The 23,289-nt window shown below is 59.1% G+C and carries 21 protein-coding genes and 2 tRNA genes; 13 read left to right on the forward strand and 10 right to left on the reverse strand.

The genetic code is table 11. The annotated features are described in order from the left end of the window. Positions 1-303: 303 nt before the first annotated feature. The 6 genes from HSW_RS13005 (at position 304) to groL (ending at position 6,531) form a co-directional block, all read left to right on the forward strand. Complete coding sequence (locus HSW_RS13005) at positions 304-1,632, forward strand: sigma-54 interaction domain-containing protein (protein ID WP_044002286.1); 1,329 nt, start codon at positions 304-306, stop codon at positions 1,630-1,632. Beyond that, positions 1,613-2,218 carry an LptE family protein gene (locus tag HSW_RS13010; protein WP_081768402.1) on the forward strand — a complete coding sequence of 202 codons (606 nt, stop codon included), beginning with the start codon at positions 1,613-1,615 and terminating at the stop codon, positions 2,216-2,218. The genes HSW_RS13005 and HSW_RS13010 overlap by 20 nt, the downstream gene beginning before the upstream one ends. 165 nt (positions 2,219-2,383) lie before the next feature. Next, on the forward strand, positions 2,384-3,841 hold the full coding sequence (locus HSW_RS13015; RefSeq protein WP_044002287.1) for a hypothetical protein: 1,458 nt from the start codon (positions 2,384-2,386) through the stop codon (positions 3,839-3,841). Further along, complete coding sequence (gene secG / locus HSW_RS13020) at positions 3,842-4,240, forward strand: preprotein translocase subunit SecG (protein WP_044002288.1); 399 nt, start codon at positions 3,842-3,844, stop codon at positions 4,238-4,240. 306 nt (positions 4,241-4,546) lie between these two features. After that, positions 4,547-4,837, forward strand: a complete 291-nt coding sequence (gene groES / locus HSW_RS13025) for a co-chaperone GroES (protein ID WP_044002289.1) — start codon at positions 4,547-4,549, stop codon at positions 4,835-4,837. A gap of 53 nt (positions 4,838-4,890) precedes the next feature. Beyond that, the gene (gene groL, locus HSW_RS13030) at positions 4,891-6,531 is read left to right on the forward strand and encodes a chaperonin GroEL (RefSeq protein ID WP_044002290.1); all 1,641 of its coding nucleotides are present in this window, start codon (positions 4,891-4,893) and stop codon (positions 6,529-6,531) included. Positions 6,532-6,862: 331 nt separating this feature from the next. Here the strand turns inward: groL and HSW_RS13035 are convergent, their stop codons facing one another. After that, positions 6,863-8,284 (reverse strand): peptide MFS transporter, encoded by a 1,422-nt coding sequence (locus HSW_RS13035; RefSeq protein WP_052346411.1) that lies wholly within the window; start codon positions 8,282-8,284, stop codon positions 6,863-6,865. Between the two features lie 270 nt (positions 8,285-8,554). On the opposite strand from HSW_RS13035, the gene pckA reads away from it, so the two are divergent. Both pckA and HSW_RS13050 read left to right on the forward strand, forming a co-directional pair. Continuing rightward, entirely contained in the window at positions 8,555-10,168 is a 1,614-nt protein-coding gene (gene pckA, locus HSW_RS13040) for a phosphoenolpyruvate carboxykinase (ATP) (RefSeq protein WP_044002291.1), read from the forward strand. A gap of 533 nt (positions 10,169-10,701) precedes the next feature. Further along, on the forward strand, positions 10,702-11,487 hold the full coding sequence (locus HSW_RS13050; protein WP_044002293.1) for a S1/P1 nuclease: 786 nt from the start codon (positions 10,702-10,704) through the stop codon (positions 11,485-11,487). Between the two features lie 76 nt (positions 11,488-11,563). On the opposite strand, the gene HSW_RS13055 is transcribed toward HSW_RS13050, so the two are convergent. Continuing rightward, complete coding sequence (locus HSW_RS13055) at positions 11,564-12,583, reverse strand: SDR family oxidoreductase (protein WP_044002294.1); 1,020 nt, start codon at positions 12,581-12,583, stop codon at positions 11,564-11,566. 111 nt (positions 12,584-12,694) lie between these two features. On the opposite strand from HSW_RS13055, the gene HSW_RS13060 reads away from it, so the two are divergent. Further along, entirely contained in the window at positions 12,695-13,411 is a 717-nt protein-coding gene (locus tag HSW_RS13060; RefSeq protein WP_044002295.1) for a 16S rRNA (uracil(1498)-N(3))-methyltransferase, read from the forward strand. Between the two features lie 5 nt (positions 13,412-13,416). Here HSW_RS13060 and HSW_RS13065 read toward each other — a convergent pair whose 3' ends face one another. Together HSW_RS13065 and HSW_RS13070 are read right to left on the reverse strand one after the other, a co-directional pair. Continuing rightward, entirely contained in the window at positions 13,417-14,115 is a 699-nt protein-coding gene (locus tag HSW_RS13065; protein ID WP_044002296.1) for a hypothetical protein, read from the reverse strand. 11 nt (positions 14,116-14,126) lie between these two features. Then, positions 14,127-14,768 (reverse strand): Crp/Fnr family transcriptional regulator, encoded by a 642-nt coding sequence (locus HSW_RS13070; protein WP_071883107.1) that lies wholly within the window; start codon positions 14,766-14,768, stop codon positions 14,127-14,129. A gap of 168 nt (positions 14,769-14,936) precedes the next feature. Here HSW_RS13070 and HSW_RS13075 point away from each other — a divergent pair, with 168 nt between their 5' ends. Further along, positions 14,937-15,608 (forward strand): DUF4159 domain-containing protein, encoded by a 672-nt coding sequence (locus HSW_RS13075; protein WP_044002297.1) that lies wholly within the window; start codon positions 14,937-14,939, stop codon positions 15,606-15,608. Positions 15,609-15,671: 63 nt separating this feature from the next. On the opposite strand, the gene HSW_RS13080 is transcribed toward HSW_RS13075, so the two are convergent. The 5 genes from HSW_RS13080 to HSW_RS13100 form a co-directional block, all read right to left on the reverse strand. Further along, positions 15,672-16,202, reverse strand: coding sequence for a hypothetical protein (locus tag HSW_RS13080; protein WP_044002298.1), 531 nt, complete (start codon positions 16,200-16,202; stop codon positions 15,672-15,674). A gap of 117 nt (positions 16,203-16,319) precedes the next feature. After that, positions 16,320-16,889, reverse strand: coding sequence for a 1-acyl-sn-glycerol-3-phosphate acyltransferase (locus HSW_RS13085; RefSeq protein ID WP_044002299.1), 570 nt, complete (start codon positions 16,887-16,889; stop codon positions 16,320-16,322). Positions 16,890-16,977: 88 nt separating this feature from the next. Then, the gene (locus tag HSW_RS13090) at positions 16,978-17,790 is read right to left on the reverse strand and encodes a patatin-like phospholipase family protein (protein ID WP_052346412.1); all 813 of its coding nucleotides are present in this window, start codon (positions 17,788-17,790) and stop codon (positions 16,978-16,980) included. An 83-nt stretch (positions 17,791-17,873) separates the two neighbouring features. Next, positions 17,874-18,722 carry an MBL fold metallo-hydrolase gene (locus HSW_RS13095; protein ID WP_044002300.1) on the reverse strand — a complete coding sequence of 283 codons (849 nt, stop codon included), beginning with the start codon at positions 18,720-18,722 and terminating at the stop codon, positions 17,874-17,876. 150 nt (positions 18,723-18,872) lie between these two features. Next, a complete protein-coding gene (locus HSW_RS13100; protein WP_044002301.1) occupies positions 18,873-19,820 on the reverse strand; it encodes an acetyl-CoA carboxylase carboxyltransferase subunit alpha in 948 nt (315 codons plus the stop codon). A 261-nt stretch (positions 19,821-20,081) separates the two neighbouring features. Between HSW_RS13100 and HSW_RS13105 the strand changes: the two genes are divergently transcribed. The 3 genes from HSW_RS13105 (at position 20,082) to HSW_RS13115 (ending at position 22,071) form a co-directional block, all read left to right on the forward strand. Beyond that, positions 20,082-20,155, forward strand: a tRNA-Asp gene (locus HSW_RS13105). A 313-nt stretch (positions 20,156-20,468) separates the two neighbouring features. After that, positions 20,469-20,542: transfer RNA gene (locus HSW_RS13110), tRNA-Asp, on the forward strand. A 209-nt stretch (positions 20,543-20,751) separates the two neighbouring features. After that, positions 20,752-22,071 (forward strand): DASH family cryptochrome, encoded by a 1,320-nt coding sequence (locus HSW_RS13115; RefSeq protein ID WP_052346413.1) that lies wholly within the window; start codon positions 20,752-20,754, stop codon positions 22,069-22,071. Positions 22,072-22,163: 92 nt separating this feature from the next. Here the strand turns inward: HSW_RS13115 and HSW_RS13120 are convergent, their stop codons facing one another. Next, a complete protein-coding gene (locus tag HSW_RS13120) occupies positions 22,164-23,114 on the reverse strand; it encodes an ADP-ribosylglycohydrolase family protein (protein ID WP_044002302.1) in 951 nt (316 codons plus the stop codon). Positions 23,115-23,289: the final 175 nt, after the last annotated feature.

Below are 23,289 nucleotides of genomic sequence, written 5' to 3' on the forward strand. Positions count from 1 at the left end.
CAAAGCGGCAGCAGACGCTGTCCGCAACGCTGGCAACCACTTCTGCTGTTGTTATTAACAAGAAGAATTTCTTCGGAAATAGCCCAGTATCCCGTTCATTTTCTTACTCATACTCTTTCAGAGTAAATGGCAAGACGTATATCGGTGACACTAGGGACCCCTCTTACAAAGTGGGGGATACGCTCAAAATCAGATATGCCACCAGCCAACCAGACTACAATGAGGCTGCTCAATAATTTCTAAGCTTCTATACCAAAATAAACTACCCCGCCTTTTCGTCTACTCTACGAAAACCCTCCCGACTTGACACCTTCTGAAATACAAAGCATCAAACAGCGCTTCGGCATCATCGGCAACGCGCCGACGCTGAACTATGCCATTCAGGTGGCCGCGCAGGTGGCCCCGACGGATATGACGGTGCTGATTACGGGCGAAAGCGGCTCCGGTAAGGAGTCGTTTTCCAAGATTATTCACGCCCTCTCGCCCCGCAAGCACGGGCAGTTCATTGCCATCAACTGCGGCGCCATTCCCGAAGGTACCATCGATTCGGAACTGTTCGGCCACGAGAAAGGCTCGTTTACGGGAGCCCAGGAAGCCCGCAAGGGCTACTTCGAGGTAACCAACGGCGGCACCATCTTCCTCGACGAAATTGGGGAGATGCCGCTGGGCACCCAGGCCCGCCTGCTGCGGGTGCTGGAAAACGGCGAGTTTATCCGCGTGGGCTCCTCGAAAGTGCAGAAGACCGACGTGCGCGTGGTAGCCGCCACTAACGTGAACCTACTGGATGCCGTGCGCGAAGGCCGCTTCCGCGAGGACCTGTACTACCGCCTCAACACGGTGCCCATCACGGTTCCACCACTGCGTGAACGTGGTGATGATATCTACTTACTGTTCAGAAAGTTTGCCACAGATTTTGCCGACCGCTACCGGGTAAAGCCCATCAGCCTGTCAGGCGAGGCGGTACAGGAGCTGCAGCGGTTCCGCTTCCCCGGCAATATCCGCCAGCTCAAGAACGTGGCCGAGCAGATGTCAGTGCTGGAAACGGAGCGGGAGGTGGATGCGCGCCGCCTGCGGGGCTACCTGCCCGCCGACCAGAGCAGCCGCCTGCCTATGTTGGTGCACGCCGCCGGTACCGCCACCGACGGGGCCGGCAACGCCTACTCGGAGCGTGACCTGCTCTACAAGGTCCTGTTCGATATGCGCCGCGACATGACCGACCTCAAGAAGCTGGTCCTGGACCTGGCCGGTGGTCAGCGGCCCTCCGAAACCCAGGAGCTACTGCGCCAGAACAGCCACCTGTTCAGCAACGTGAGCGTATCGCCCTACGAAAGCAACGGAGCCCGCCCTTTGCGCCCGGCCGGCCCCGAAGCCAGCCCCGCCGAGTACATCCTGCACCACCGCGACCTGGACGTGGACGACTCGACCGACTACGAGGAGGAAGTGCAGCGCGTGGAGGACATTCCACACGAAACGGAGGAGGAAACCCTAAGCCTGGAGGCCAAGGAAAAGGAAATGATTATTAAAGCGTTGAAGAAGCACAATAACAAGCGCAAGTACGCGGCGCATGATTTGGGCATTTCAGAACGCACCCTCTATCGGAAACTCAAGCAATATGACCTGGAACAAGCATAGTGGTGGTAAGCTGCTGGCTACTGGCTGTTGGCTGTTAGCTGTTAGCCTTTTTTCTTCTGCCCGCCGGAAAGCCATCAGCTATCAGCTAATAGCCAGTAGCTTATGCATCCTACTCAGCGGCTGCGGCATCTACTCGTTCAGCGGCACCAACATCGACCCGAACGTTAAGACGATTTCCATTTCCACCTTCGCCAATAACGCCAACAACGGCCCCTCGTTTCTCGGGCCACGGTTCACGGAGGATTTCAAAGACTATTTTCAGCGCAATACGTCGCTGAAACTGGTGCCCCGCGACGGCGACCTGCAGTTTGAAGGCCAGATCATTGCCTACGACTTTGCGCCGGCCGCCATTCAGCAGACCAACGGCCAGGATCAGGCCGGAGCCAACCAACTCACCATTCAGGTACGGGTGAAATTCACGAACACCAAGGACCCCAAGCAGGACTTCGAGCAAACCCTGCAAACCACCCGGCCCTTCCCCGCTACCCGCGACATTACCAGCATCAACAACGACCCCACGGCCGTGCGCGAGCTGTTTCGCAATATTATCACGGACGCCTTTAATAAATCAGTAGCCAACTGGTAAGTGCCCCGGCGACGCGGTTTACTGCCTAAATTGGCGTATTGTTGCGCCCCGCGCCTCGTTTGGCAAGACCGTTTCCCTGCTTCTGTTCCCGTTTTTTGCACCCTACGCGGCCCCGCCCGGCACCTCCTGCTTGAGGACTACGGGCCGATACCTATTTCCTACCGCATGACCCGCGCGTCGTTACTGCATATTCTGGACCACGTAAACGGCATTTCGGATACCGAAGTCCGGGAGCTGGAACAACTGGCGGCCGCGTTTCCGTACTGTCAGACGGCCCACCTGCTGCTGGCCAAAGCTGCTCACGACCGGGGCAGCATGCTGGCCGGTCAACGCTTGCGCCGCGCCGCTACCTACGCCGCTGACCGGGAATTGCTGCGGCAGCTTTTGGAGCAGCCCGCCGCACCCGCCGCTACTCTGGCCGCTGTTGAGGCCCCCACAGTACCTGCCGCGGCAGCCGTTACGGCTGCTATTCCGGCTTTTTACGAGCGGGAAACTACCATAGCAGAGCCCTCCGCACCGCTACCAGCCGCCGATACGACGCCTGAGCTACTGCCACCAGTTTATCCGACTGCGGAAGTTCTGGAAGCTGAATCGCCGATATATGAGGTGGCCCAGACGGTGGAGGAAACATTAGCTATCATCGAGCCGGAGGAACAGCCAGAAGCACAGCAGACAGCAGATGCAACAGTTGCCGACGATGCAGCAGCTACTGAGGATATTTCGGCAGAGCCAGTCGCTTCGGATGAAGCGCCAGCTATTTCCGCTTCGCCAGCCGCCGAAGTTCCCGAGGAAATAGCACTTAATGACGACGCTACGCCTCAGCAATCAGCAGCTATAGAACCAGTTGCTCTACAGGAAGGCTCCGGCACCTCTCCTATAGAAGAGCCGGTGCTGACCGCGCAAAGTGAGGCAGACGCTCAGGAACAACCCGCTGCCTCACTCACGGAAAAACCGACAGCTGAAGCGCCCGCAGCGGCTGATGGTGACCTGCTGCCAGCCGTAGCTCCGCCCATCCGACCGCCGGCGGAAGCGGGAATTTCCCGCTTTGAGTTCGGACTGAGTGAGCCAGAGTTACCGGTTCCCTCAGGATATCAGCTACCAGATCTGGAGGACGAAGATGATGAGTTGCCCACGCTCAGCACCCTGCCCGCCAAGTCTGCCCCCGCCGTCACGGAGCCGTTCCGCACTGATAAAAACCTGGGCTACAGCCTGGGCGCCGGCAGCCGCCTGGGCTACGACTTGCAACCCCACGACGGCTACACGCTGGATTTGCCCCTGGATGCCTTCTTCGAGCCCGATGCGCTGCTGCTGGCCCACATGCGCGCCCACCAGCCTAAGCCCACGGCCTCCTCGCTGGACCTGATCAACCAGTTCCTCAAAACCAAGCCTCGGATCAAATCCCCCGTTGGCGTGCCTCTACCAGCCGCCGAGCAGGCCGATTTATCGGTGCGTAGCCTCACCGCTGCCCCGGCTCTGGCCTCCGAAAGTCTGGCCAAAATCATGGTGCGGCAGGGCAAAAAGAACAAAGCCATTGAAATATATGAGCGCCTGATGGAACGCCAGCCCGAAAAAAAGGCGTATTTTGCCGACCAAATACAACAACTGCAACAACCTTCGGAGTAGATGTACTACGCTCTTATTGCCCTGATTCTTCTTGTTTGCTTCCTGCTGGCCGTAGTCGTGCTGGCGCAAAACCCCAAAGGCGGCGGAATTTCCAGCCAGTTTGGCGCGGGTGGCGCAGCTCAGCTTATGGGCGTGAAGCGTACCGGCGACCTGCTGGAAAAACTCACCTGGGGTTTCGCCATCGGCCTGATGGTATTGAGCTTAGGCACCCACGTAATAGGCGGCTCTTCGGCCACGGGTCCGGTGCGCAGCATCAACCAACAAAAAGCCCTCGAAAGCCGTGGCCCGGCCGCGCCGGTTCCAGCCGCTCCTGCCCCGGCCGCTCCCGGTGCTTCGGCTCCAACGGCGGCCCCCGCTGCCGCTCCGGCCGCCCAGCCTGCTCCGACTCCTGCCAACTAGTTTTTGCCTTTTCCAGGCTTGCAAGCCGGTGGTTCCTCTCACAAGGAGCCACCGGCTTTTTGCTGTTGCCAGGTCTGGAAAGCGGTGAGGACAGGCTGCTTCGGTCTAGTATGGCGGTACCTGGCATGCTGAGTGCTACCCAAGCGCGCCATTTTTTCTGCCAAAGCTGACAGGCCACCGGTATAATTAGGGCCAAAAAGCGCCCTGCGGCGTTCATTCTGTCAGGTTTCGGCAGGCTGGCATAGGAAGTGTAGCCCCCGGTTCACCACCTTGTTTCAGGTAAACCTTTCAACCAAAACGTACAATATGTCGCTTAGCATCAAACCGCTGGCTGACCGCGTAATCATCGCGCCTGCCGCCGCCGAGGAAAAAACCAAATCGGGCATCATCATCCCCGACACGGCCAAGGAGAAGCCCCAGCGTGGCGAAGTAGTAGCCGTAGGTGAAGGCAAAGTGGCCGACAACGGCACCACCCTCAAGCCCCAGGTAAGCGTGGGCGACCAAGTGCTCTATGGCAAATACGCCGGCACCGAAATCACCATCGACGGCAAAGACTACCTCATCATGAAGGAGTCGGATATTTTCGCCGTGCTGTAAGCCAATCCGGCTTTCCTTTCCCCTCTCTCTGATTTCCAAACCGTAATTACCCGATGGCTAAGAACATCCAATTCGATACAGAAGGCCGCGACAAGCTGAAGCGCGGCGTTGACAAACTGGCAAATGCCGTAAAGGTAACCCTCGGCCCCAAAGGCCGCAACGTGGTTATCGACAAGAAATTCGGTGCGCCCAGCATCACCAAGGACGGCGTGACCGTGGCCAAGGAGATTGAGCTGAGCGACCCGGTAGAAAACATGGGTGCTCAGCTGGTGAAGGAAGTAGCCAGCAAAACCGCCGACCAGGCCGGTGACGGCACTACCACGGCTACCGTACTGGCCCAGGCCATCTACGCGGCCGGCTCGAAGAACGTAGCCGCCGGGGCTAACCCGATGGACCTCAAGCGCGGCATCGACAAAGCGGTTGTAGCTGTAGTGGCCAACCTGAAGGCCCAGTCGAAGAAAATCGAAAACTCCTCGGAAATTGCCCAGGTAGGCGCTATTTCGGCCAACAACGACATGGAAATCGGCAAAATGATTGCCGACGCCATGGACAAAGTAGGTAAGGAAGGCGTGATTACTGTGGAGGAAGCCCGTGGCACCGAAACCGAAGTGAAAACGGTGGAAGGCATGCAGTTCGACCGTGGCTACCTCTCCCCCTACTTCGTGACCAACCCGGAGAAGATGGAGGCCGAGTTCGACAACCCTTACATCCTCATCTACGACAAGAAGGTGAGCACCATGAAGGAGTTGCTGCCCGTGCTGGAGCAGGTGGTACAGAGCGGTAAGCCGCTGGTTATCATTTCCGAAGACGTGGACGGCGAAGCCTTGGCTACACTGGTAGTAAACAAGCTGCGCGGCTCGCTGAAAATTGCCGCCGTGAAAGCTCCCGGCTTCGGTGACCGTCGCAAAGCCATGCTGGAAGACATTGCCGTTCTGACGGGCGGTACGGTTATCAGCGAAGAGCGTGGCTACAAACTCGACAGCGCTACGCTGGAGTACTTGGGTCAGGCTGAGAAGGTGATTATCGATAAAGACAACACGACCATCGTGAATGGCCGGGGCGAGAAAGACGGTATCACCAGCCGCGTAAACGAAATCAAGTCGCAGATCGAGAAAACCACTTCTGACTATGACAAGGAGAAACTGCAGGAGCGTTTGGCCAAGCTGTCGGGCGGCGTAGCTATCCTCTACATAGGTGCGAGCACTGAGGTAGAAATGAAAGAGAAGAAAGACCGGGTAGACGATGCCCTGCACGCCACCCGCGCCGCCGTTGAGGAAGGCGTGGTACCCGGCGGTGGCGTGGCCCTAGTGCGTGCCCTCGATGCGCTGGACGCAGTGGACACCCACAACGGCGACGAGCGTACCGGTGTGAACATCATCCGTACCGCCCTGGAGGCTCCTTTGCGTACCATCGTGCAGAACGCCGGTGGCGAAGGCTCGGTGGTAGTGCAGAAGGTGCGTGAAGGCAAAGGCGACTACGGCTACAACGCCCGCGAGGACCGTTACGAAAACCTGATGGCTGCCGGTATCCTCGACCCCACCAAAGTAACGCGTCTGGCCCTGGAAAATGCCGCTTCTATAGCTGGCCTGCTCCTGACCACTGAGTGCGTTATTTCGGATGAGCCCGAAGATGACAAAGGTGGTGCCGGTGCCGGCGCTGCTGGTGGCATGGGTGGTATGGGCGGTATGATGTAAGCATCAACCGCTAAGCCCTTTGCTTAGACAAAAGCCCCGCTGGACTCTGATCCGGCGGGGCTTTTTGTTTTCGTTGAGCGGATGGGCGCTTATTTTTTTGCGGATGAAATGGCTGCTGAATCCGATAATGACCAACAGCAGAACTCCTGCCCATTTGGCGAATTGGCAGTCGGCGCACGGGTTACGGCGTGTCACCACCAAAAAGCATGGGGCATGCTGCGTTTCGTAGTCCATGGCTACACAGAGAAAGCCCCGCCGGACCAATGTCCAGCGGGGCTTTCTCTGTGTAGATTAGGTAACGAAATCCGAAGAATCCGTATAAATCCGTGATTTAGCCGCGGCCGTGCATCATGTGGAAGAGCTTGCGTGCCAGCAATACCAGCACCAGGCCGGCGAAAATCACGAAGCCGGCAATCAGGCCGAACACCGTGAGGGCACCCAACTCTTCCACGTACTTGGCAATGTAGCCACCGGCAATCTGAGCTACGAAGGGCGCCAGGAACCACACGCCCATGAGCATGGACGTGAGGGCCGGCGGCGAGAGGCGCGACACCATGGAGAGGCCCACCGGCGAGAGGCACAACTCGCCTACTGTGTGGAAGAAGTACGTGGCAATCAGCCACCAGATGCTGGCTTTGATGCTCTGGTCAGCTACATCGCCGCCGCGCTCCATCACGGCACCTACCATGAACAGGAAGCCCACACCCAGCAGAATCATACCCAGACCCATTTTCACGGGAATGCTCAGATCCTTGCCCTTGCGGCCCAGCATCACCCACAGGGCAGCCACCGGCGCGCCCAATAGCACAATGAAGCCGGCGTTTACCGACTGAAACCACGAGGTAGGAATCAGGAAGCCGCCCACGTTCCGGTCAATGAACTTATCAGTATACAGCGTGAGCGAGGAACCCGCCTGCTCGAAGCCGGCCCAGAAGAACACCACAAACAGCGTAATAATAAAGATAACGGCCATGCGGTCAGTTTCTTCCTTGGTTAGCGGCTCCTTCACGGCCACCTTGGTTTTGTCGGCCCCCTGGCCTTCGGGATACAGTCCCACGTCGCCCAGGTACTTTTTACCCAGCAGATTGAAGGCCAACTGCCCGATAAGCATGCCGATACCAGCCGCCATAAAGCCGTAACGGAAGCCGTAGCTCATGATTTCGCCGGCGGCATTCTTGGTGGCAAACAGGTTTTCGGCCAGGAAACCGCACACCAGCGGCGCAATGAACGCACCGGTGTTGATGCCCATGTAGAAAATGGTAAAGGCCGCGTCGCGCAGCGGGTCGCCCTGCTCGTAAAGTTTGCCTACGATGGTGGAAATGTTGGGCTTGAAGAAACCGTTACCCAGAATCAGCATCAGCAGGCCCACCAGCGTTGGCCACGGCATGCCAAAAGCAGCGCCTTCCGTGGACAACGAAGGCTGCATGAACAGGAAAAACTGCCCGACAGCCATAGTGAGGCCCCCGATGAGAATGGCCCGCCGCTGGCCGATAAACTTATCGGCAATCCAGCCCCCGATGATGGGCGTAAAGTACACGAAACCGGTAAAATAGCCGTAAATGAGCGTTGCACTGGCCTCAGGAATACCCAGGCCGCCCTCAAGAGCTGTTTTGGTCAGATAGAGCACCAGCAGGCCCCGCATACCGTAGTAGCTGAACCGTTCCCACATTTCGGTGAAGAAAAGAAGGTACAGTCCGGGGGGGTGGCTTTGCCGCATAGTGGGCTGCTCCTGCACAGCAGAGGTCGTTTGCATGAAAAAGGGAAAAGTGAGAGGATGGAAAGAAAAAGCCCGCGGCTGCAACCGCAGGGCAGGTTTGTAAAGCTACAAAAGATTCTCAACCCAACCGAAAGGCTCCAACTCAGCCCCAGGCCAACTGACAAACGTTCGTTGTTAAAGAAAAAACACAAGCGAAAATTCGCTGTTTTTCCGTATTCACCGTACAGGCCTCGGGTTTTTACCTATTTTTGTTCTAGAGTTCCCCCATTTTCCCACCCAATCCCCACCCGTTTTCGGCTCTTTACTATGATGGATTCCGCCGCCAACGTTCGCCTCGCACCCCTGGGCATTTCCCACGCTGCGCAGGTGCACCTGAACCTCACTCCCGCCGAGCTGGTAGAACACGCCCTGCGCCGGGGCGAAGGCACCCTCACGGATACCGGCGCCCTGATGGCCGATACCGGTCAGTTCACCGGCCGCTCCCCCAAAGACCGGTTTGTGGTGAAAGATGCCACTACGGCCGAATCGGTGTGGTGGGGCGACATTAACATCCCATTCGAAGCCGACAAATTCGACCAGTTGCACCAGAAAATGGTGCAGTATCTGGCCGACAAGGAAGTGTACGTGCGCGAGGCCTACGCCGGGGCGAACCCCGACTACGAGCTGAAGCTGCGCGTGGTGAACGAGCTGACCTGGCACAACCTGTTCTGCTACAACATGTTCCTGCGCCCTGCCGAAGGGGCTGACACTAGCTGGACGCCCGATTTCAGCATCATCTGCGCCCCTGGTTTCGAGGCTGACCCGGCCGTGGACGGCACCCGCCAGAAGAACTTTGCCATTCTCAACTTCTCGAAGAAGATGATTCTGATTGGCGGCACGGGCTACGCCGGCGAGATGAAGAAGGGCATTTTCGGCGTGCTCAACTACCTGCTGCCCCACCAGCACAACACGCTCAGCATGCACTGCTCGGCCAACGTGGGCCGGGATGGAGACACGGCCATCTTCTTTGGCCTGTCGGGCACGGGCAAAACCACCCTCTCGGCCGACCCCAACCGAGGCCTCATCGGCGACGATGAGCACGGCTGGACGCCGGACGCGGGTATTTTCAATTTTGAGGGCGGCTGCTATGCCAAGGTGATTGACCTGAGCCAGGAGAAGGAGCCCGAAATTTGGAATGCCATCAGGTTTGGCTCCATCGTGGAAAATACGCGCTTCGTGCCCGGCACCCACACGGTGGATTACGCCAACAAATCGGTAACGGAAAACACCCGCACGGCCTACCCCATCCACTACATTCCGAACGCCATTGAGCCTTCGGTGGCCCAGGCACCCAAAAACATCTTCTTCCTGACGGCTGATGCGTTTGGCGTACTGCCTCCTATCAGCAAGCTGGATAAGAGCCACGCCATGTACCACTTCATGAGCGGCTACACGGCCAAGGTGGCAGGCACGGAAATGGGCATCACAGAGCCCCAGACCACGTTTTCGGCCTGCTTCGGGGCCGTATTCCTGCCCCTGCACCCCACCAAGTACGCCGAGATGCTGGGCCGCAAGATGGAGGAAAACGAGGTGAACGTGTGGCTGGTCAACACCGGCTGGACGGGCGGCTCCTACGGCACCGGTTCCCGCATGAAGCTGGCCTACACTCGCGCCATGATTACGGCCGCCCTCAACGGGGAATTAAACGACGTGGCCTTCACCGAGCATCCGGTGTTTGGGGTAGAAATGCCGGCCGCAGTGCCTGGTGTGCCCACCGACATTCTGGACCCGCGCACCACCTGGGCCGACCAGGAAGCCTACGACCGCACGGCCGCCGACCTAGCCGAGAAGTTCGTGGTGAACTTCCGCAAGTACGCCGATTTCGCCAACGAGGACATCCTGGCCGGCGCGCCCAAAGTAGCCGTGACGGCCGGCGCGTAACTGCTTCATATAAATACAAGAGCGGTTCCATCAAGTGTATTTGATGGAACCGCTCTTGTATTTATATGAAGCAGTCATCAACTCTGTTGCAGCATGCTATTTCCTTTTTCTTAGCTATACTTCCTTTGTAGAGGAGCCCACAGCCTAAGCCAATCAAGCCATAATACACTAAGTAAGAACCATTCGAGAAATACAATAGACTCAATAATGTCAGACCTATTCCAATAACCTAGAAGACAGCTCCAATAGAAGTAAGTATCCGCCCTGTTTTGAGTTCCTGTTTCGCATCTTCCCGCCGCAGCAACAGGTATAGTTTATGGTATTTGTTGGCGAGTTCTTCAACCTGGTCAGGGGCAGCGCCCTCTTCCTGCAGCATCACCAACACCGCTTCCCGGCTACTACCAGCTGTATAAAGTTGTACTGCTCGTTTCTGCGCGTATTTCTCCCGATACATCCTGCTAGTTTTGTGTAATAGACTATGTCCAAAACTAGTAAGTTTGTGTTTCTCCGTACCCTACTTCTTTCCTGATTGTATGCGTAAGCGTCTGTTGCCTCTGCTCCTGTGTTTGTTGTCGCCGCTGAGCCTGTGGGCCTGGGGCGTTGATGGGCACCGGGCCGTGGGAAAAATTGCCGAAAACCACCTCTCCCGCTCGGCCCGCCGCGCTGTGAAGGAACTGCTGGGTACCGAAACGCTCACCCTGGTGAGCACCTGGCCTGATGAAATCCGCTATTACCCGGAGTTCAAGGACACTGCTCCCTGGCACTACGTGAATACGCCTTCCGGCTTGGCCCATGATGCTTACATTCAGGCCGTCAAAACCCAGACGACCGCCAACGCTTACTCAGCCCTGGAAACCAACCTGCGCATCCTCGGCGACGAAAGCAAGCCGGCCGCCGAGCGGGCATCGGCCCTCAAATTTGTGGTCCATCTGGTGGGAGATATTCACCAGCCCATGCACACGGGTCACGCCGAAGACAAGGGAGGCAACGACATCAAGCTGAAATACCGCGGCAAGGACACCAACCTACACAGCCTCTGGGACAGTGGTCTGATTGACTATCAGGGCCTCACCTACACCGAAATGGCCCAGCAGTACGACCGAAAACTACCCAACCGCCAGGTACATGCGTTGCAGAAAAGTGCGCCCGAGCAGTGGCTATGGGAGTCGTACAGCGCCAGCGAGAAGCTCTACCAGGAAACCCCCACGGATACCGACGTAGACTATAAGTACTACCCCGCCCACGCTGACCTGATGAAGCAGCGCATCGTGGAAGCCGGTGTGCGTTTGGCGGGCCTGCTGAACGGCGTATTGGGCTAGGTTGCCGCAGCTCAACATCATAAAAAAGCCCCGTTGTGCAGTACAGCGGGGTTTTTTTATGTTATTTCCAGATAATCTAATTCTCTCGTTTGCCGGTGCCCAACCACGCGGCCAGTGCTACACCGGCCCCAACCAGCAAAGCCGTGCGCAACGCAGGGCTGCCCGCCGTCATGGCCTCGGTATAATAGCTGGTTTCACGGGTGCTGCCGGGGTAGTTGCCGCGCTCCTCCAAAGCCCCTACAGGCTTGTCGAGGCCATTCTGGTGCAGCGGGCGCGGGGCATAATCGGCTTTTTCCTGCTGGGCGAAGGACTTCTCCATGAACTTGTCCAGCAGCGTGGGCGTCCAGTGCTCCATGCCGATGAAGGCTTTGCCGCCGCCCCCGACTACTACTGCCCGCTCCGAAGTAACAGCGCAGTGCAGGATGGCGCGGGCTACCGTTTCGGGCGCGTAGGCGGGTGGTGCGTGCTTAGCTTCGCGCTCCATGTAGTTTTTGGCGTGCACCGGATAAGGTGTATCAATGGCTGAAGGCTGGATGAGCGTGACCGAAACGGGTGCGCCATCCATTTCCAGCTCCATGCGCAGGCCGTCGGTGAAGCCCTTCACGGCGTGCTTGCTGGCGGAGTAGATAGATTGCAGAATAGCCGTAATATCGGACAGGATACTGCCTACGTTGATGATAGCTCCACCCTTCGGTTTCAGGTGCTTGGCTGCCTCCAAAGAGCCGTTGACAAGGCCCCAGAAGTTCACTTCAAACAGCTGGCGCATATCCTCCACGGGCACCTGCTCCAGCTTGCCATAGATGGATACGCCGGCGTTATTGATCCAGGTATCAAACCCGCCGAACTTGCTGATGGCCTCGCGAGCCAGCCGTTGCACGTCCTCAGGCTTGCTCACGTCGGTGATGACATAGGTAGCCGTACCGCCCGCCTGGTTGATTTCTTCGGTAAGCTGGCGCAGAGCATCTTCGCTGCGGGCAGCCAGCACCAGCTTGGCGCCTTTGGCCGCCGCCATGCGCGCCGTTACCAGGCCAATACCCGACGAAGCCCCAGTAATGACGATTACCTGATCTTTCAGTTTTTTGAGTTTGGTAGCCATATAGTTTTCTTAAGTGCGTGGAAAGGAACTGCCAAGTGGCAGCCCTGGAGGTACGAGGTTTCACCGGCCGTTGTTATTCCCGAGCTTCCCGATTCGCCCTACCTTTGCTCCATGCCGCATACCTTTTTCGCCCCCGACCTGACCACTGCTCCCACGTATCAACTTCCCGAAGACGAGAGCAAGCACGCCGTGCGCGTGCTGCGCCTTACCGAAGGCGACCCGGTGCTGCTGGTGAACGGCCAGGGCAGCGTGTACGAGGCGGCTGTAGCCGAGGCCAACCCCAAACGCTGCCTGCTTCGGGTGGTGCAGACGCAGCAGGTAGCACGACGCGCCTACCAGGTGCACCTGGCCGTGGCCCCCACCAAAAACCTCGACCGGATGGAATGGCTGGTGGAAAAAGCCACGGAAATGGGCGTGGATACCATCACCTTTCTGCGCTGCGCCCGCTCAGAGCGGCGGGAGATGAAGCTGGACCGGTTGGAAAAAATTGCCATTAGCGCCCTCAAGCAGTCGGGCCAGGCGTGGCTGCCGCAACTCACGGAGCTGACGGATTTCGGCCGCTTCCTGCCCACCGTAGCCCCGGAAACCACCTTTATTGCCCACCTCGAAGATGGCGAGCGGACCCCACTGGCCCGGGTGGCGGCCCTGGGCTCCGGCTGCTGCGTGCTTATCGGCCCGGAGGGTGATTTTACGCCCCAGGAAATTGCGGCGGCCTTTGCCCGCGGCATCCGGCCCGTAACGCTGGGTGCCTCCCGGCTACGCACCGAAACGGCCGCCTTAGCAGCCGTACACACGGTACACGTAGCGCGGGAGCTGGCACCCGAGTAACCCGGCTACGCTACGCCCGCGGGCTCCCAGGCAGGCTGCCGCAGCTGCCAGAGAGCCGCTAGGTGCGCCACCAACACCAGGGGCACTACGCCGGCCGGCAACCAGCCAAACGGAAAGTACAGCACGGCCACGTTAGGCTGCTCGAAAGCTAGCTGCTGCAACGGCGAGGGAACCGCCAGCACCGCGTGAGCCACAATATTCACCAGTAAGCCCAACCCAACTAGGTTCCAGACCAGCAGAGCCCGCCGCCCTAGCTGCCGACGGCGAAATACCAGGTAGTACAGCAGTGGGGCCGTCAGCCCGGTCAGGATGTCCCAGTTGCGGCCTTCAAAGGTCATCAGCGTCGGCACCGCCCGGTACTGCGCCAGCCCAAACAGCACCACTTCCACCGGCACCCGCACCACGTGAAAAAGCGTCAGGGCGTCGGGCCACAGCTGGGCCAGAAGGTGGCGACCCCGCGGCGTGATTACCAGCAGCAACGCCACCAGCAAGGGCGGCCCCACGGCCAAGAGCAGGCGGGGCGGTAACGCGTGGGTGTTCGTGTAGAAACCCGTCAGGGCCAGTACCCCCTGCCCCAGCAGCCACAAGGCCAGCCCGGCGGCCACCACCAGCGCGCGGCGCGGTACGGCCCGGCAAAACAGCCACACCGCCAAAACAGTGGTCAGTCCAAAAGCAATGTACAGGAGGATAGGGACCTGAGCCATGAGGCGTAGCGTTATGCAAAGGAAATCGACCCGACAAAGAAACTGCTCCGCCCCGCCAGACTACTTGCCAAATGGCAAGTAGTCTGGCGGGGCGGCCCTGGCCCTTTTCGGATTCGGCTCAGGGAGGAATCCGTCACCCCCAGATAGGAGGCAATGTGCTTCAGGGGCGCGTACTGCGCCACTTCCGGACTCGTGCGCAGCAGTTGCTCGTAGCGCACGGCGGCCGGCTGGGTGATGGTCGCCAGCATCCGGGCTTTGAGGGCCGCAAAGCCGCGTACCAGAACGGCCCGCCCAAACTCCCGGAACTCATTGCGGCCGTGAAACAGGGCGTTCATCTGGTCGTGCCGCAACTGCCAGCCGGCACAATCGGTCAGGGCCTGCAGGTTTTCCTGGGAAGGCTGGCGCGAGAAGAACGACGATATCTCCAGCCCCACTTGGCCCCGGCCGAAAAAGCCGGTGGTGATGTCGCGCCCCTCGGTATCGTAGGCAAACGCCCGCACCAGTCCGTGCGTCAGCAGTAGATACTCATTGCTTACCTGCCCGGCCCGCAGCAGAAACTCCTGGGGCCGCAAAACCACGTACTGAAAATGTGCCGCTATTTCCTCGGCCTGGGCCGGGTTCACGGAGCCGGTGCTTTGCAGGAACTGAAGCAACTGTTGCCGGGCATCTTTTTGCGGATAACGATGTAGTGAAGGATACCGGGCAGGGTTCCGACCAAACGAGGTATTCGGTACCTTGCCGCCTGGCGGCGCGCGGTTGGTGAACTGCCCACCGCGCCGGCTTGCCGGCTGGCACTACAATCTTACTATTCCCCGCGGATAATGCTCCGATACCTGCTTCCCGTTCTACTTCTACTCACGCTGCTCACTACGGCCGCCGGGCCGCCCACTGCTCCCAGCTTCCGTATTGCCAAGCTGCATTACGGTGGCGGCGGCGACTGGTACGCCAACAAAACCAGCCTGCCCAACCTCATCCGCTTCTGCAACCAGACGCTACGCACCAACATCGACCCCGAGGAGGCCACCGTGGAGCTGGATTCGCCAGAGCTGCTCACCTACCCGTTCGTGCACATGACCGGTCACGGCAACGTGACGTTCACCGACGCCGAGGCCCGTAACCTGCGCCGCTACCTTATCGGCGGCGGTTTCCTGCACATCGATGACAACTACGGCCTCGATAAATTCATCCGGCCCGAGATGAAAAAGGTCTTTCCCGAGCTGGAATTCGTGGAGCTGCCCTTCACCCATCCAGTATACCACCAGAAGTTTCAGTTTCCGAGGGGCCTGCCCAAAGTACACGAGCACGACGGCAAGCGCCCCCAGGGCTTCGGGCTGCTGTACAAAGGCCGGCTGGTGTGCTTCTACAGCTTCGAGTGCGACCTAGGCAACGGCTGGGAAGATCTGGGCACCTACCCCGAAGACGCTCCCGCCACCCACGATGCGGCCCTGAAAATGGGTGCCAACTTGGTCACGTACGCCCTGACGCAGGAGTAGCAGCAACCAGAAGTTTACCTCCACAAACATACTGCCGCCGGCCAAGTCAGCCAGCATACCTGCTTAAAACCGCCGCTGCAAAATCTCACCCAGCACAAAGGCGGCGCGCACGTCGGCGGGGTTTTGCAGCATGTCGGTGACGGTACGGCGGGTTTCCCGGGCCTGAGTGGGGCGTGGCTGCCGGCTCCAGTAGTCCTCCTGGCCGTGCTGGGTGTTGGTACGGGGCAGCGAGGACGCTAGGCGAGCTTCACGGCGCGGCACTTCCAACGAGCGGGCCGTGATAGGCTGCTCCAGAGAGCGGGCGGCCGTTTCGGTGCGCTCCAGACTGCGGGCGGGCGGCGTGGTTTCCCGGGGCAGCGGCCGGCCGGCCGGCGTAACCGGAGCGGCCGTTGGGGACGCAGCCGAACGGTTCTGGGCCTGCATCTGCTTCAGCAACTCATCAAAGCTCCCGCTGGGCAACGGCGGTACTTTGCCGGTGGTACGGGGCCGCTCCCGCTGCTCCTGCTGGGTGGTGGCCCGCGCCTTCTGCACCATACGCCAGATGAACACGCCCAGCCCAATCAGCAGCCAGACCAGGGTTTGTAGCTTTTCCATGAGGCAGCGGCAGGCGGAAGTAAAGCGTGCACATGGCAAGATAACGGAAGCGGCGGAAAACCAGCCGGCCGAACCGCTGCTTTCCGCCGCTGCTGTTGCTGGTAGCATCCGCCGTGCCTAGCGCACGCCCTTTTCCGGGAAGCGCCCCTGCTTGGTTCGGTAGAACGCCTTGATTTCTTCCAGATCCTTTTCGTAGTCGCCGGTGGGCCAGAAGGCAGAGCCGACGCCGGCTTCCTTATTCTTATAATCGAGGTAGCCGAGCAGAATGGGCACGCCGGCCCCCAGGGCAGCGTGGTAGAAGCCCTTGCGCCATTTGGGCTGGTACTTGCGGGTGCCTTCGGGCGTGATGAGAATCACCAACTCGTCTCGCTCCTTAAAAAGCTGCACCATGGCATCCACGAGGCTGTTGTTGCGGCTGCGGTCCACAGCCAGCCCGCCCAAACTGCGCACCAACGCGCCCAGCACCGGAATGGTCGTCCACTCTTTTTTAATGGTGAGCTTCACGTCGACATCCATCAGAAAGAAAGCCGCCCGAGAGAAAATGAAGTCCCAGTTGCTGGTGTGCGGCGCGGCAATCATCATGCTTTTCTTGATTTCAGGCGGCACCTGCGGCCCGAGACGCCAGCCGGCCACGGCAAAAATAGCCTTCGAAATGTAGTACCAGAAGGTAGAAGTTTTACGCGCCATAATCAGGTAAAAGCAGCAGCCGGATGGGTTTGGGAAGGCTACCGTATCCCAAAGCTAGAAAATTGCCCCGTAAGCACCCGCTGCCACCTTAGCACAGCAGGTTTTCCAAAGCCCGGGCCTGCTCCAGCGTGTACCGGTAGCCGATATCGAATAGCTCCGGGGCCCGCCGGAAGCTCATGGTACGGTACTGGCACAGTTCCGGCGGCTCCAGCAGCAAGTGGCACTGCTGTTTGCTTACCACCGTGTTGCCGCCAATGGCCAGGTTTAGGGTACGCTCCACCAGGGCCCGGAAGTTGTTGACCTGCGCTTCGGGATTGGGCGGGTTGCAGTGCACCCCCACAACGCGCAGCTCCGGCTGCAGCGGGTCAAGCAGGGCTTCCACGGGCAGGTTGTTGAGCAGGCCGCCATCTACCAGCTGCCGCCCCTGATATTCTACCGGCCGGTACAGAATAGGCACGGCCGAGGAAGCCAGCAGCGGCGGCACCAGCAGCCCACTTGCAAACCGCACTGAGCAGCCCGCCAGCAAATCGGTAGCTACCAGAGTCAGCGGCAGCCGCAGCTGCTCGAAGGTGCAACCCACTCCCAGGTGCTGCTCAAACAGCACACCTACCGCATCCATGCGCAGCAATCCGTAGCGGCTGAGAGCAATACGGGTAAGGCGCGAAATGCGTAGTTCCTGCAACAGCCGCAAAATCTCGCGGGGCGACACGCCCGCCGCGTAAAAGGCCGCCGCAATACCCCCCGAAGATACCCCAGCCAGCCGGCCAATGGGTAACTGTAGCTCGTCGAGAGCTGCCAATACGCCCAAGTGGGCAATGCCCCGCGCTCCGCCACCCGATAACGCCAGTCCCAGGACAGGTACTTTTGGTGGTTCGTTCCTTGTCTGCGTCAGAGCATTCATACAACTATGCACCTATATGTAAGATTCCTACGTGCACTACCAACGGGCACTCAGGCGGCTGTTGTTATTGATTGAACTCAGCTTTACAAATCGGCCAGCCGAAATGATTCCGCCACCCGAATACCTCGCTCGGTGTGTTGCACTGTAATACACTCGTGCTGCGCATCATGCTCCAGCACCAGCACCCAGTTTTCGGCGGCGGCCCGCTGCAGCAGGTGCTCTTTTTCCTGCATCGTCATGAGTGGACGCACGTCGTAACCCATTACGTAGGGTAGCGGCACGTGGGCGGCACTCGGAATCAGGTCGGCCACGAAAGCCAGCGTCCGGCCTTTGTAGCTGAGTACCGGCAGCATCATTTTCTCGGTGTGGCCGTCAACGTACATAATTTCCCGGATGCTGGACAGAGCAGTAGGAACGCCTGCTGAAGAACTCAGAAACTGTAGCTGGCCGCTTTCCTGAATGGGCAGTATATTTTCCTTCAGAAAGCTGGCCTTTTCGCGCGGATTAGGCGTTACGGCCCAGTCCCAGTGGGCCTGGTTGCTCCAGTACATGGCATTGGGGAAGGCCAGTTGCAGCTTGTCGTCGGGCGTGCGCACTACGGCACCACCACAGTGGTCGAAGTGCAGATGAGTCAGAAACACGTCGGTAATATCCGAGGAGGTAAAGCCACGCTGCTGCAACGAGTTTTCCAACGTATCGTCGCCGTGCAGATAGAAATGCCCCCGAAACTTGTCGTCTTGCTTGCTCCCAATGCCCGTATCTACCAGCAGGAGGCGGTTGCCATCTTCCACTAGCAGACAGCGCAAAGCCCAGGTACACATATTGTTGTCGTCGGCGGGCACCAGCTTCTGCCACATGCTTTTGGGCACCACCCCAAACATGGCGCCGCCATCCAGTTTAAACAGGCCGGTATCGAGTGTATGAACGGTCATAAGGAGTGGGTGGGGTTGAGACGGTAAAGGAATAAAAAAATGTCATCCTGAGCGGAGCGAAGGACCTTATCACATTGCAACGATTCGTTCAACTGTGATGGGGTCCTTCGCTCCGCTCAGGATGACAAGGAGTTGTTTAACCGCTTGCGGTTACTCCAGCACCACGCCCATATTCGAGAACTTGTCGATGCGCTGACTGATGCGTTCCTCGGTGGGCAGGGCTTCCAGCTCGTCGAGGGTTTTGAGGATAGTCTTTTTGAGGGTTTTGATCATCGTGGCCGCATCGGTGTGAGCACCGCCCAGGGGCTCCTTCACAATACCGTCCACGAGCTTGTTACCCAGCATGTCGGTGGCCGTGAGCTTAAGGGCTTCGGCAGCCTGCTCCTTATAGTCCCAACTGCGCCACAGGATGCTGCTGCATGATTCCGGCGAAATCACCGAGTACCAGGTATTTTCCAGCATCAGCACCCGGTCGCCGATGGCAATGCCCAAAGCTCCGCCCGAAGCTCCTTCACCAATGATGATGCAGATGACGGGCACCTTCAGCAGGAACATTTCCTTGAGGTTGCGGGCAATGGCCTCGCCCTGGCCTCGCTCCTCGGCCTCCAGGCCCGGAAACGCGCCCGGCGTGTCAATTAGGGTTACAATGGGCTTGCCGAATTTCTCGGCCAGCTTCATCAGACGCAGGGCCTTGCGGTAGCCTTCGGGATTGGGCATACCGAAGTTGCGGAACTGCCGTTGCTTGGTGTTGCGGCCCTTCTGCTGCCCGATGAACATCACCGAGCGGCCATCAATTTCGCCGAACCCGCCCACCATAGCCTTGTCATCGCCCACCGTCCGGTCGCCGTGCAGCTCAATGAACTTCTCGCTCATGCCCTCAATATAGTCGAGGGTGTAGGGCCGGTCAGGGTGGCGTGAGAGTTGCACGCGCTGCCAGCGGGTCAGGTTCTGATAGGTTTCCTTTTTAAGGGCTTTAATTTTGGCTTCGAGGGCCGTTACTGCTTCCGAAACATCTACCTGGCTGTCGAGGGCCAGTTGTTGCATTTCGCGGAGCTTGCCTTCGAGAGCGGCAATTGGTTGTTCGAAATCGAGGAGCATTGCCACGGCAGGGTGCGTCGTTTGAAGGTGCGATGGGTAGGTAAGAGAAGGAAGCAAAGGTAAGCGAAGGGCCGGATACCGCACGCTGCCCGCCTGGGCCGTTTTCTCTAAAAAATTTTCTCTCTGACAGCCAGCCTGAAACAGGTTTTTTGGCTTCTTTTTTCAATCTTTTTCCGCCGCACGGTTGCATAGTCCAATCCGGCCCTCTACTTTTGCATCATCAAAACGGAAGGACACACGGTCTGCCCGGTAAGATGAACTGGTTCGGTAGTTCAGTTGGTTAGAATGCCGCCCTGTCACGGCGGAGGTCGCGGGTTCGAGTCCCGTCCGGACCGCAAAGGCCCTTCAGAGCAATCTGAAGGGCCTTTTGCTTTTTAGCCCAGGGCCAATCCAGTCTCCAGCTGGCAAATACGCATTGCTATGTACTTCTGTATCCGGACAGTTGTTTTTCAAGACCAGCAGAACAGATTAGAAAATTATTTAAAACTTTTTTTCAGCCGCTATCCTGTTTAGGAACAGAACAATACCTCCGCAAAAACCCGTACAATAGGCAGCCAAGGCAGTTTTTTGTTTGCACGGTCAAAACCGGCCTTCTATATTTGTATCATCAAAACGGAAGGACACACGGTCTGCCCGGTAAGATGAACTGGTTCGGTAGTTCAGTTGGTTAGAATGCCGCCCTGTCACGGCGGAGGTCGCGGGTTCGAGTCCCGTCCGGACCGCAAAGGCCCTTCAGAGCAATCTGAAGGGCCTTTTGCTTTTTCCGGCTGGCTGAGAGCGTATTAGACAACCAAGACGTAATTCCGAACATGCGAGGAATTACGTTCTTTCAGATTCAAGGGAGCAGCATTCCAGGAAAAAGCAGAGCACAAGGGCCGGGAAGATTCGCCGGGTCACCTGTTAGCCTCTTAACCAAGCTGCTGTTTGCCTGATGACCGTTCTGTACTGGCTGCGCAACGACCTGCGCCTGCACGACAACGCCGTGCTGACAGCCCTGCCGCCCCACGCCACGGCCCTGCTGCCCGTCTACTGCTTCGACCCCGTAGCCATGGGGCCCGACCCTTACCTGGAGTTACCGCGCACCGGCCCGCACCGGCTGCCCTTCCTTCTCGAAACCCTGGCCGATCTACAGCAGCGCTACGCCGCCCTGGGCAGCGGCATTCACTTTGTGGTGGGTCGGCCCGAGGAAGAGTTGCCTGCCCTAGCCCGGCAGGCAGGGGCCGAAGCCATCTGGGCCAGCGCTGAGCACACCACCGAGGAATGGGAAACCGAAGATGCGCTGGAAGCCGCCCTGAGCCCGAAAGTCCCCTTGCGCTTCTTCGAAACCCTGACGCTGCTACGCCCCCACGATCTGCCCATTCCGGTGCGCAGCCTGCCCTATTCGTTCAGCAAGTTCCGGTTTGATGTCTTTTCCAAAATGACGGTGCGGCCCGCGGAGCCTGCCCCCAGCCAGTTGCCGCCGCTGCCCACGGGCTTTACGCCGACCGTGCTGCCTACGGCCGCGGCGCTGGCAGCCGCGCTGGGTCAGCCGGCTCCCGTCGGGCGGCTCCGCGACCGGCGCTCGGCCTTGCCCGCGCTGGGCGGGGGCGAAACCGCTGCCCTGGCCCGCCTGCATGATTACGCCGTGGAGCGCCACCTCATCGGGCGCTACGACGACACCCGCAACCAACTGCTGGGGGAGGCGTTCAGCACCAAGTTTTCGCCCTGGCTAGCTAATGGCAGCCTCTCGGCCCGCCAGATCTGGGCCGCCATCGACGACTATGATGCCACCCACGGGGCCCGCAGCAAGGGGGCCATGCAGCTGCGCCTGGAGCTGCTGTGGCGCGACTATTTCCGGCTGCTAGCCCTACGCGCCGGGGTCGACTTCTTCCGCTGGCGCGGCCTGCGCGACCAACTGCCGAAACCCATCAACCCCGACCGCACCGTGTTTGAGCGCTGGACCCAGGGCCGTACCGGTAATGTCTTCGTGGATGCCAATATGCGCGAGCTGGCCGCCACCGGCTTCATGAGTAACCGCGGCCGCCAGAACGTGGCCAGCTACCTCATCCATGATCTGCACCAAGACTGGCGCTGGGGAGCCGCCTGGTTTGAGCACCAGCTCATCGATTACGACCCGGCCTCGAACTGGGGAAACTGGAAATACATTGCCGGCACCGGCACCGATGTGCGCGACACCGCTTTCGACGTGGACCAGCAGGCCCAGCGCTACGACCGTCAGGGCCGTTACGTGCGCACCTGGCAGCAGCCGTAAGCCCCTCTTCACTCAGATTGCACCCTACTCCGGGTACACACCTCCTGTAAAAACACAAAAAAGGTTCTCCGGATAAATCCGGAGAACCTTTTTTAGCTGGCTTGCTTGGCCACTCGGTGCGCAAGGTCTTCAATATCGGTACAGCGGGCCAGTACCTGTAGCCACTCGGGCGGAATGGCGGCCTCGCCGTAGTACAGGCCGGCCAGGCCGCCGGTTACAGCTCCGGTCGTGTCGGTGTCGTCGCCGAGGTTGACGGCGGCCAGCACGGTTTCGGCATAGGTTTCGTGGCGGAGCAGGCACCAGAGACTGGCCTCCAGCGTGGCCATTACGTAGCCACCACTATCAATTGCCTTATCTGATACATTCGGCAGACGGCCGCTGAGGATGCGCTCAAACTTGTCGGCTTCATGAGCCGGAATCTTTAGTTCCAGGAGCTGGGCCGGAGCCTGTTGGCACATAGCGGCGTAGGCGGCGGCCGGCGTCAGGCCGCCGCGCAGGTGTCGGGCTACTTCCAGGTACAGGAAGCACGCCACCGCCGACCGGATATGCCCGTGGGTGACGGCCGAAACCTCACGGATCAGCGCAAACCGTTCCGGTAGCGGGGCCTCGGGCTGGTAGAAGGCCAGGGGCAGAATCCGCATCAGGGCGCCGTTGCCGTTGCTGTATTCATCAGTGCCGCCGGCCAGAATCAGGTCGGGGTTGGATTGCAGGCGGCTCAGGGCCTCACGGGTGGTGATGCCAATATCAAATACGCGGCCGTGGGGCGTCCAGAAGTTTTCGTAGTACCAGCGGCGGCTGTAGTCGGCCGCTTTGGCTACGCTAAAGCCATCGGCAATGGCCTCGGCCAGGCAGAACGTGAGGGAGGCATCATCGGACCAGGTGCCGGCGGGCTGGTAGTGGGTGCCGTATTCGCGCATCGTCACTACAGGGTCGAGGCGGCGGGCAGGACGGCTCTGGAATTCTACGGGCACGCCCAGCGCGTCGCCCACGGCCAGACCCAACAGGGAGGCGCGGAGTTGGGCTTCGGAGGAGGGAAATGTCATAACGGGATAGAAAAGGGAATCCGGCCCAAGTATACGAAGCCGTGAGGGGGATGATGAATTAGTGACGAGGAAAGAATGTCATTTCGGGTATGATGAATAGTATGGCAACATCAGCACGCGAGATTCCTCGATTTCGCCTCCGGTTACACTCGGAATGACGTTCTCTTCTTTGTCA

Origin of the sequence: Hymenobacter swuensis DY53, assembly GCF_000576555.1 — a bacterium.
GTDB classification, from domain to species: domain Bacteria; phylum Bacteroidota; class Bacteroidia; order Cytophagales; family Hymenobacteraceae; genus Hymenobacter; species Hymenobacter swuensis.

Coding starts and splice junctions, on each gene's coding strand:
- HSW_RS13010 (WP_081768402.1), top strand. CDS start 1,613: ATGACCTGGAACAAGCATAGTGGTGGTAAGCTGCTGGCTACTGGCTGT.
- HSW_RS13015 (WP_044002287.1), top strand. CDS start 2,384: ATGACCCGCGCGTCGTTACTGCATATTCTGGACCACGTAAACGGCATT.
- secG (WP_044002288.1), top strand. CDS start 3,842: ATGTACTACGCTCTTATTGCCCTGATTCTTCTTGTTTGCTTCCTGCTG.
- groES (WP_044002289.1), top strand. CDS start 4,547: ATGTCGCTTAGCATCAAACCGCTGGCTGACCGCGTAATCATCGCGCCT.
- groL (WP_044002290.1), top strand. CDS start 4,891: ATGGCTAAGAACATCCAATTCGATACAGAAGGCCGCGACAAGCTGAAG.
- HSW_RS13035 (WP_052346411.1), bottom strand. CDS start 8,284: ATGCAAACGACCTCTGCTGTGCAGGAGCAGCCCACTATGCGGCAAAGC.
- pckA (WP_044002291.1), top strand. CDS start 8,555: ATGATGGATTCCGCCGCCAACGTTCGCCTCGCACCCCTGGGCATTTCC.
- HSW_RS13050 (WP_044002293.1), top strand. CDS start 10,702: ATGCGTAAGCGTCTGTTGCCTCTGCTCCTGTGTTTGTTGTCGCCGCTG.
- HSW_RS13055 (WP_044002294.1), bottom strand. CDS start 12,583: ATGGCTACCAAACTCAAAAAACTGAAAGATCAGGTAATCGTCATTACT.
- HSW_RS13060 (WP_044002295.1), top strand. CDS start 12,695: ATGCCGCATACCTTTTTCGCCCCCGACCTGACCACTGCTCCCACGTAT.
- HSW_RS13065 (WP_044002296.1), bottom strand. CDS start 14,115: ATGGCTCAGGTCCCTATCCTCCTGTACATTGCTTTTGGACTGACCACT.
- HSW_RS13075 (WP_044002297.1), top strand. CDS start 14,937: ATGCTCCGATACCTGCTTCCCGTTCTACTTCTACTCACGCTGCTCACT.
- HSW_RS13080 (WP_044002298.1), bottom strand. CDS start 16,202: ATGGAAAAGCTACAAACCCTGGTCTGGCTGCTGATTGGGCTGGGCGTG.
- HSW_RS13085 (WP_044002299.1), bottom strand. CDS start 16,889: ATGGCGCGTAAAACTTCTACCTTCTGGTACTACATTTCGAAGGCTATT.
- HSW_RS13090 (WP_052346412.1), bottom strand. CDS start 17,790: ATGAATGCTCTGACGCAGACAAGGAACGAACCACCAAAAGTACCTGTC.
- HSW_RS13095 (WP_044002300.1), bottom strand. CDS start 18,722: ATGACCGTTCATACACTCGATACCGGCCTGTTTAAACTGGATGGCGGC.
- HSW_RS13100 (WP_044002301.1), bottom strand. CDS start 19,820: ATGCTCCTCGATTTCGAACAACCAATTGCCGCTCTCGAAGGCAAGCTC.
- HSW_RS13115 (WP_052346413.1), top strand. CDS start 20,752: ATGACCGTTCTGTACTGGCTGCGCAACGACCTGCGCCTGCACGACAAC.
- HSW_RS13120 (WP_044002302.1), bottom strand. CDS start 23,114: ATGACATTTCCCTCCTCCGAAGCCCAACTCCGCGCCTCCCTGTTGGGT.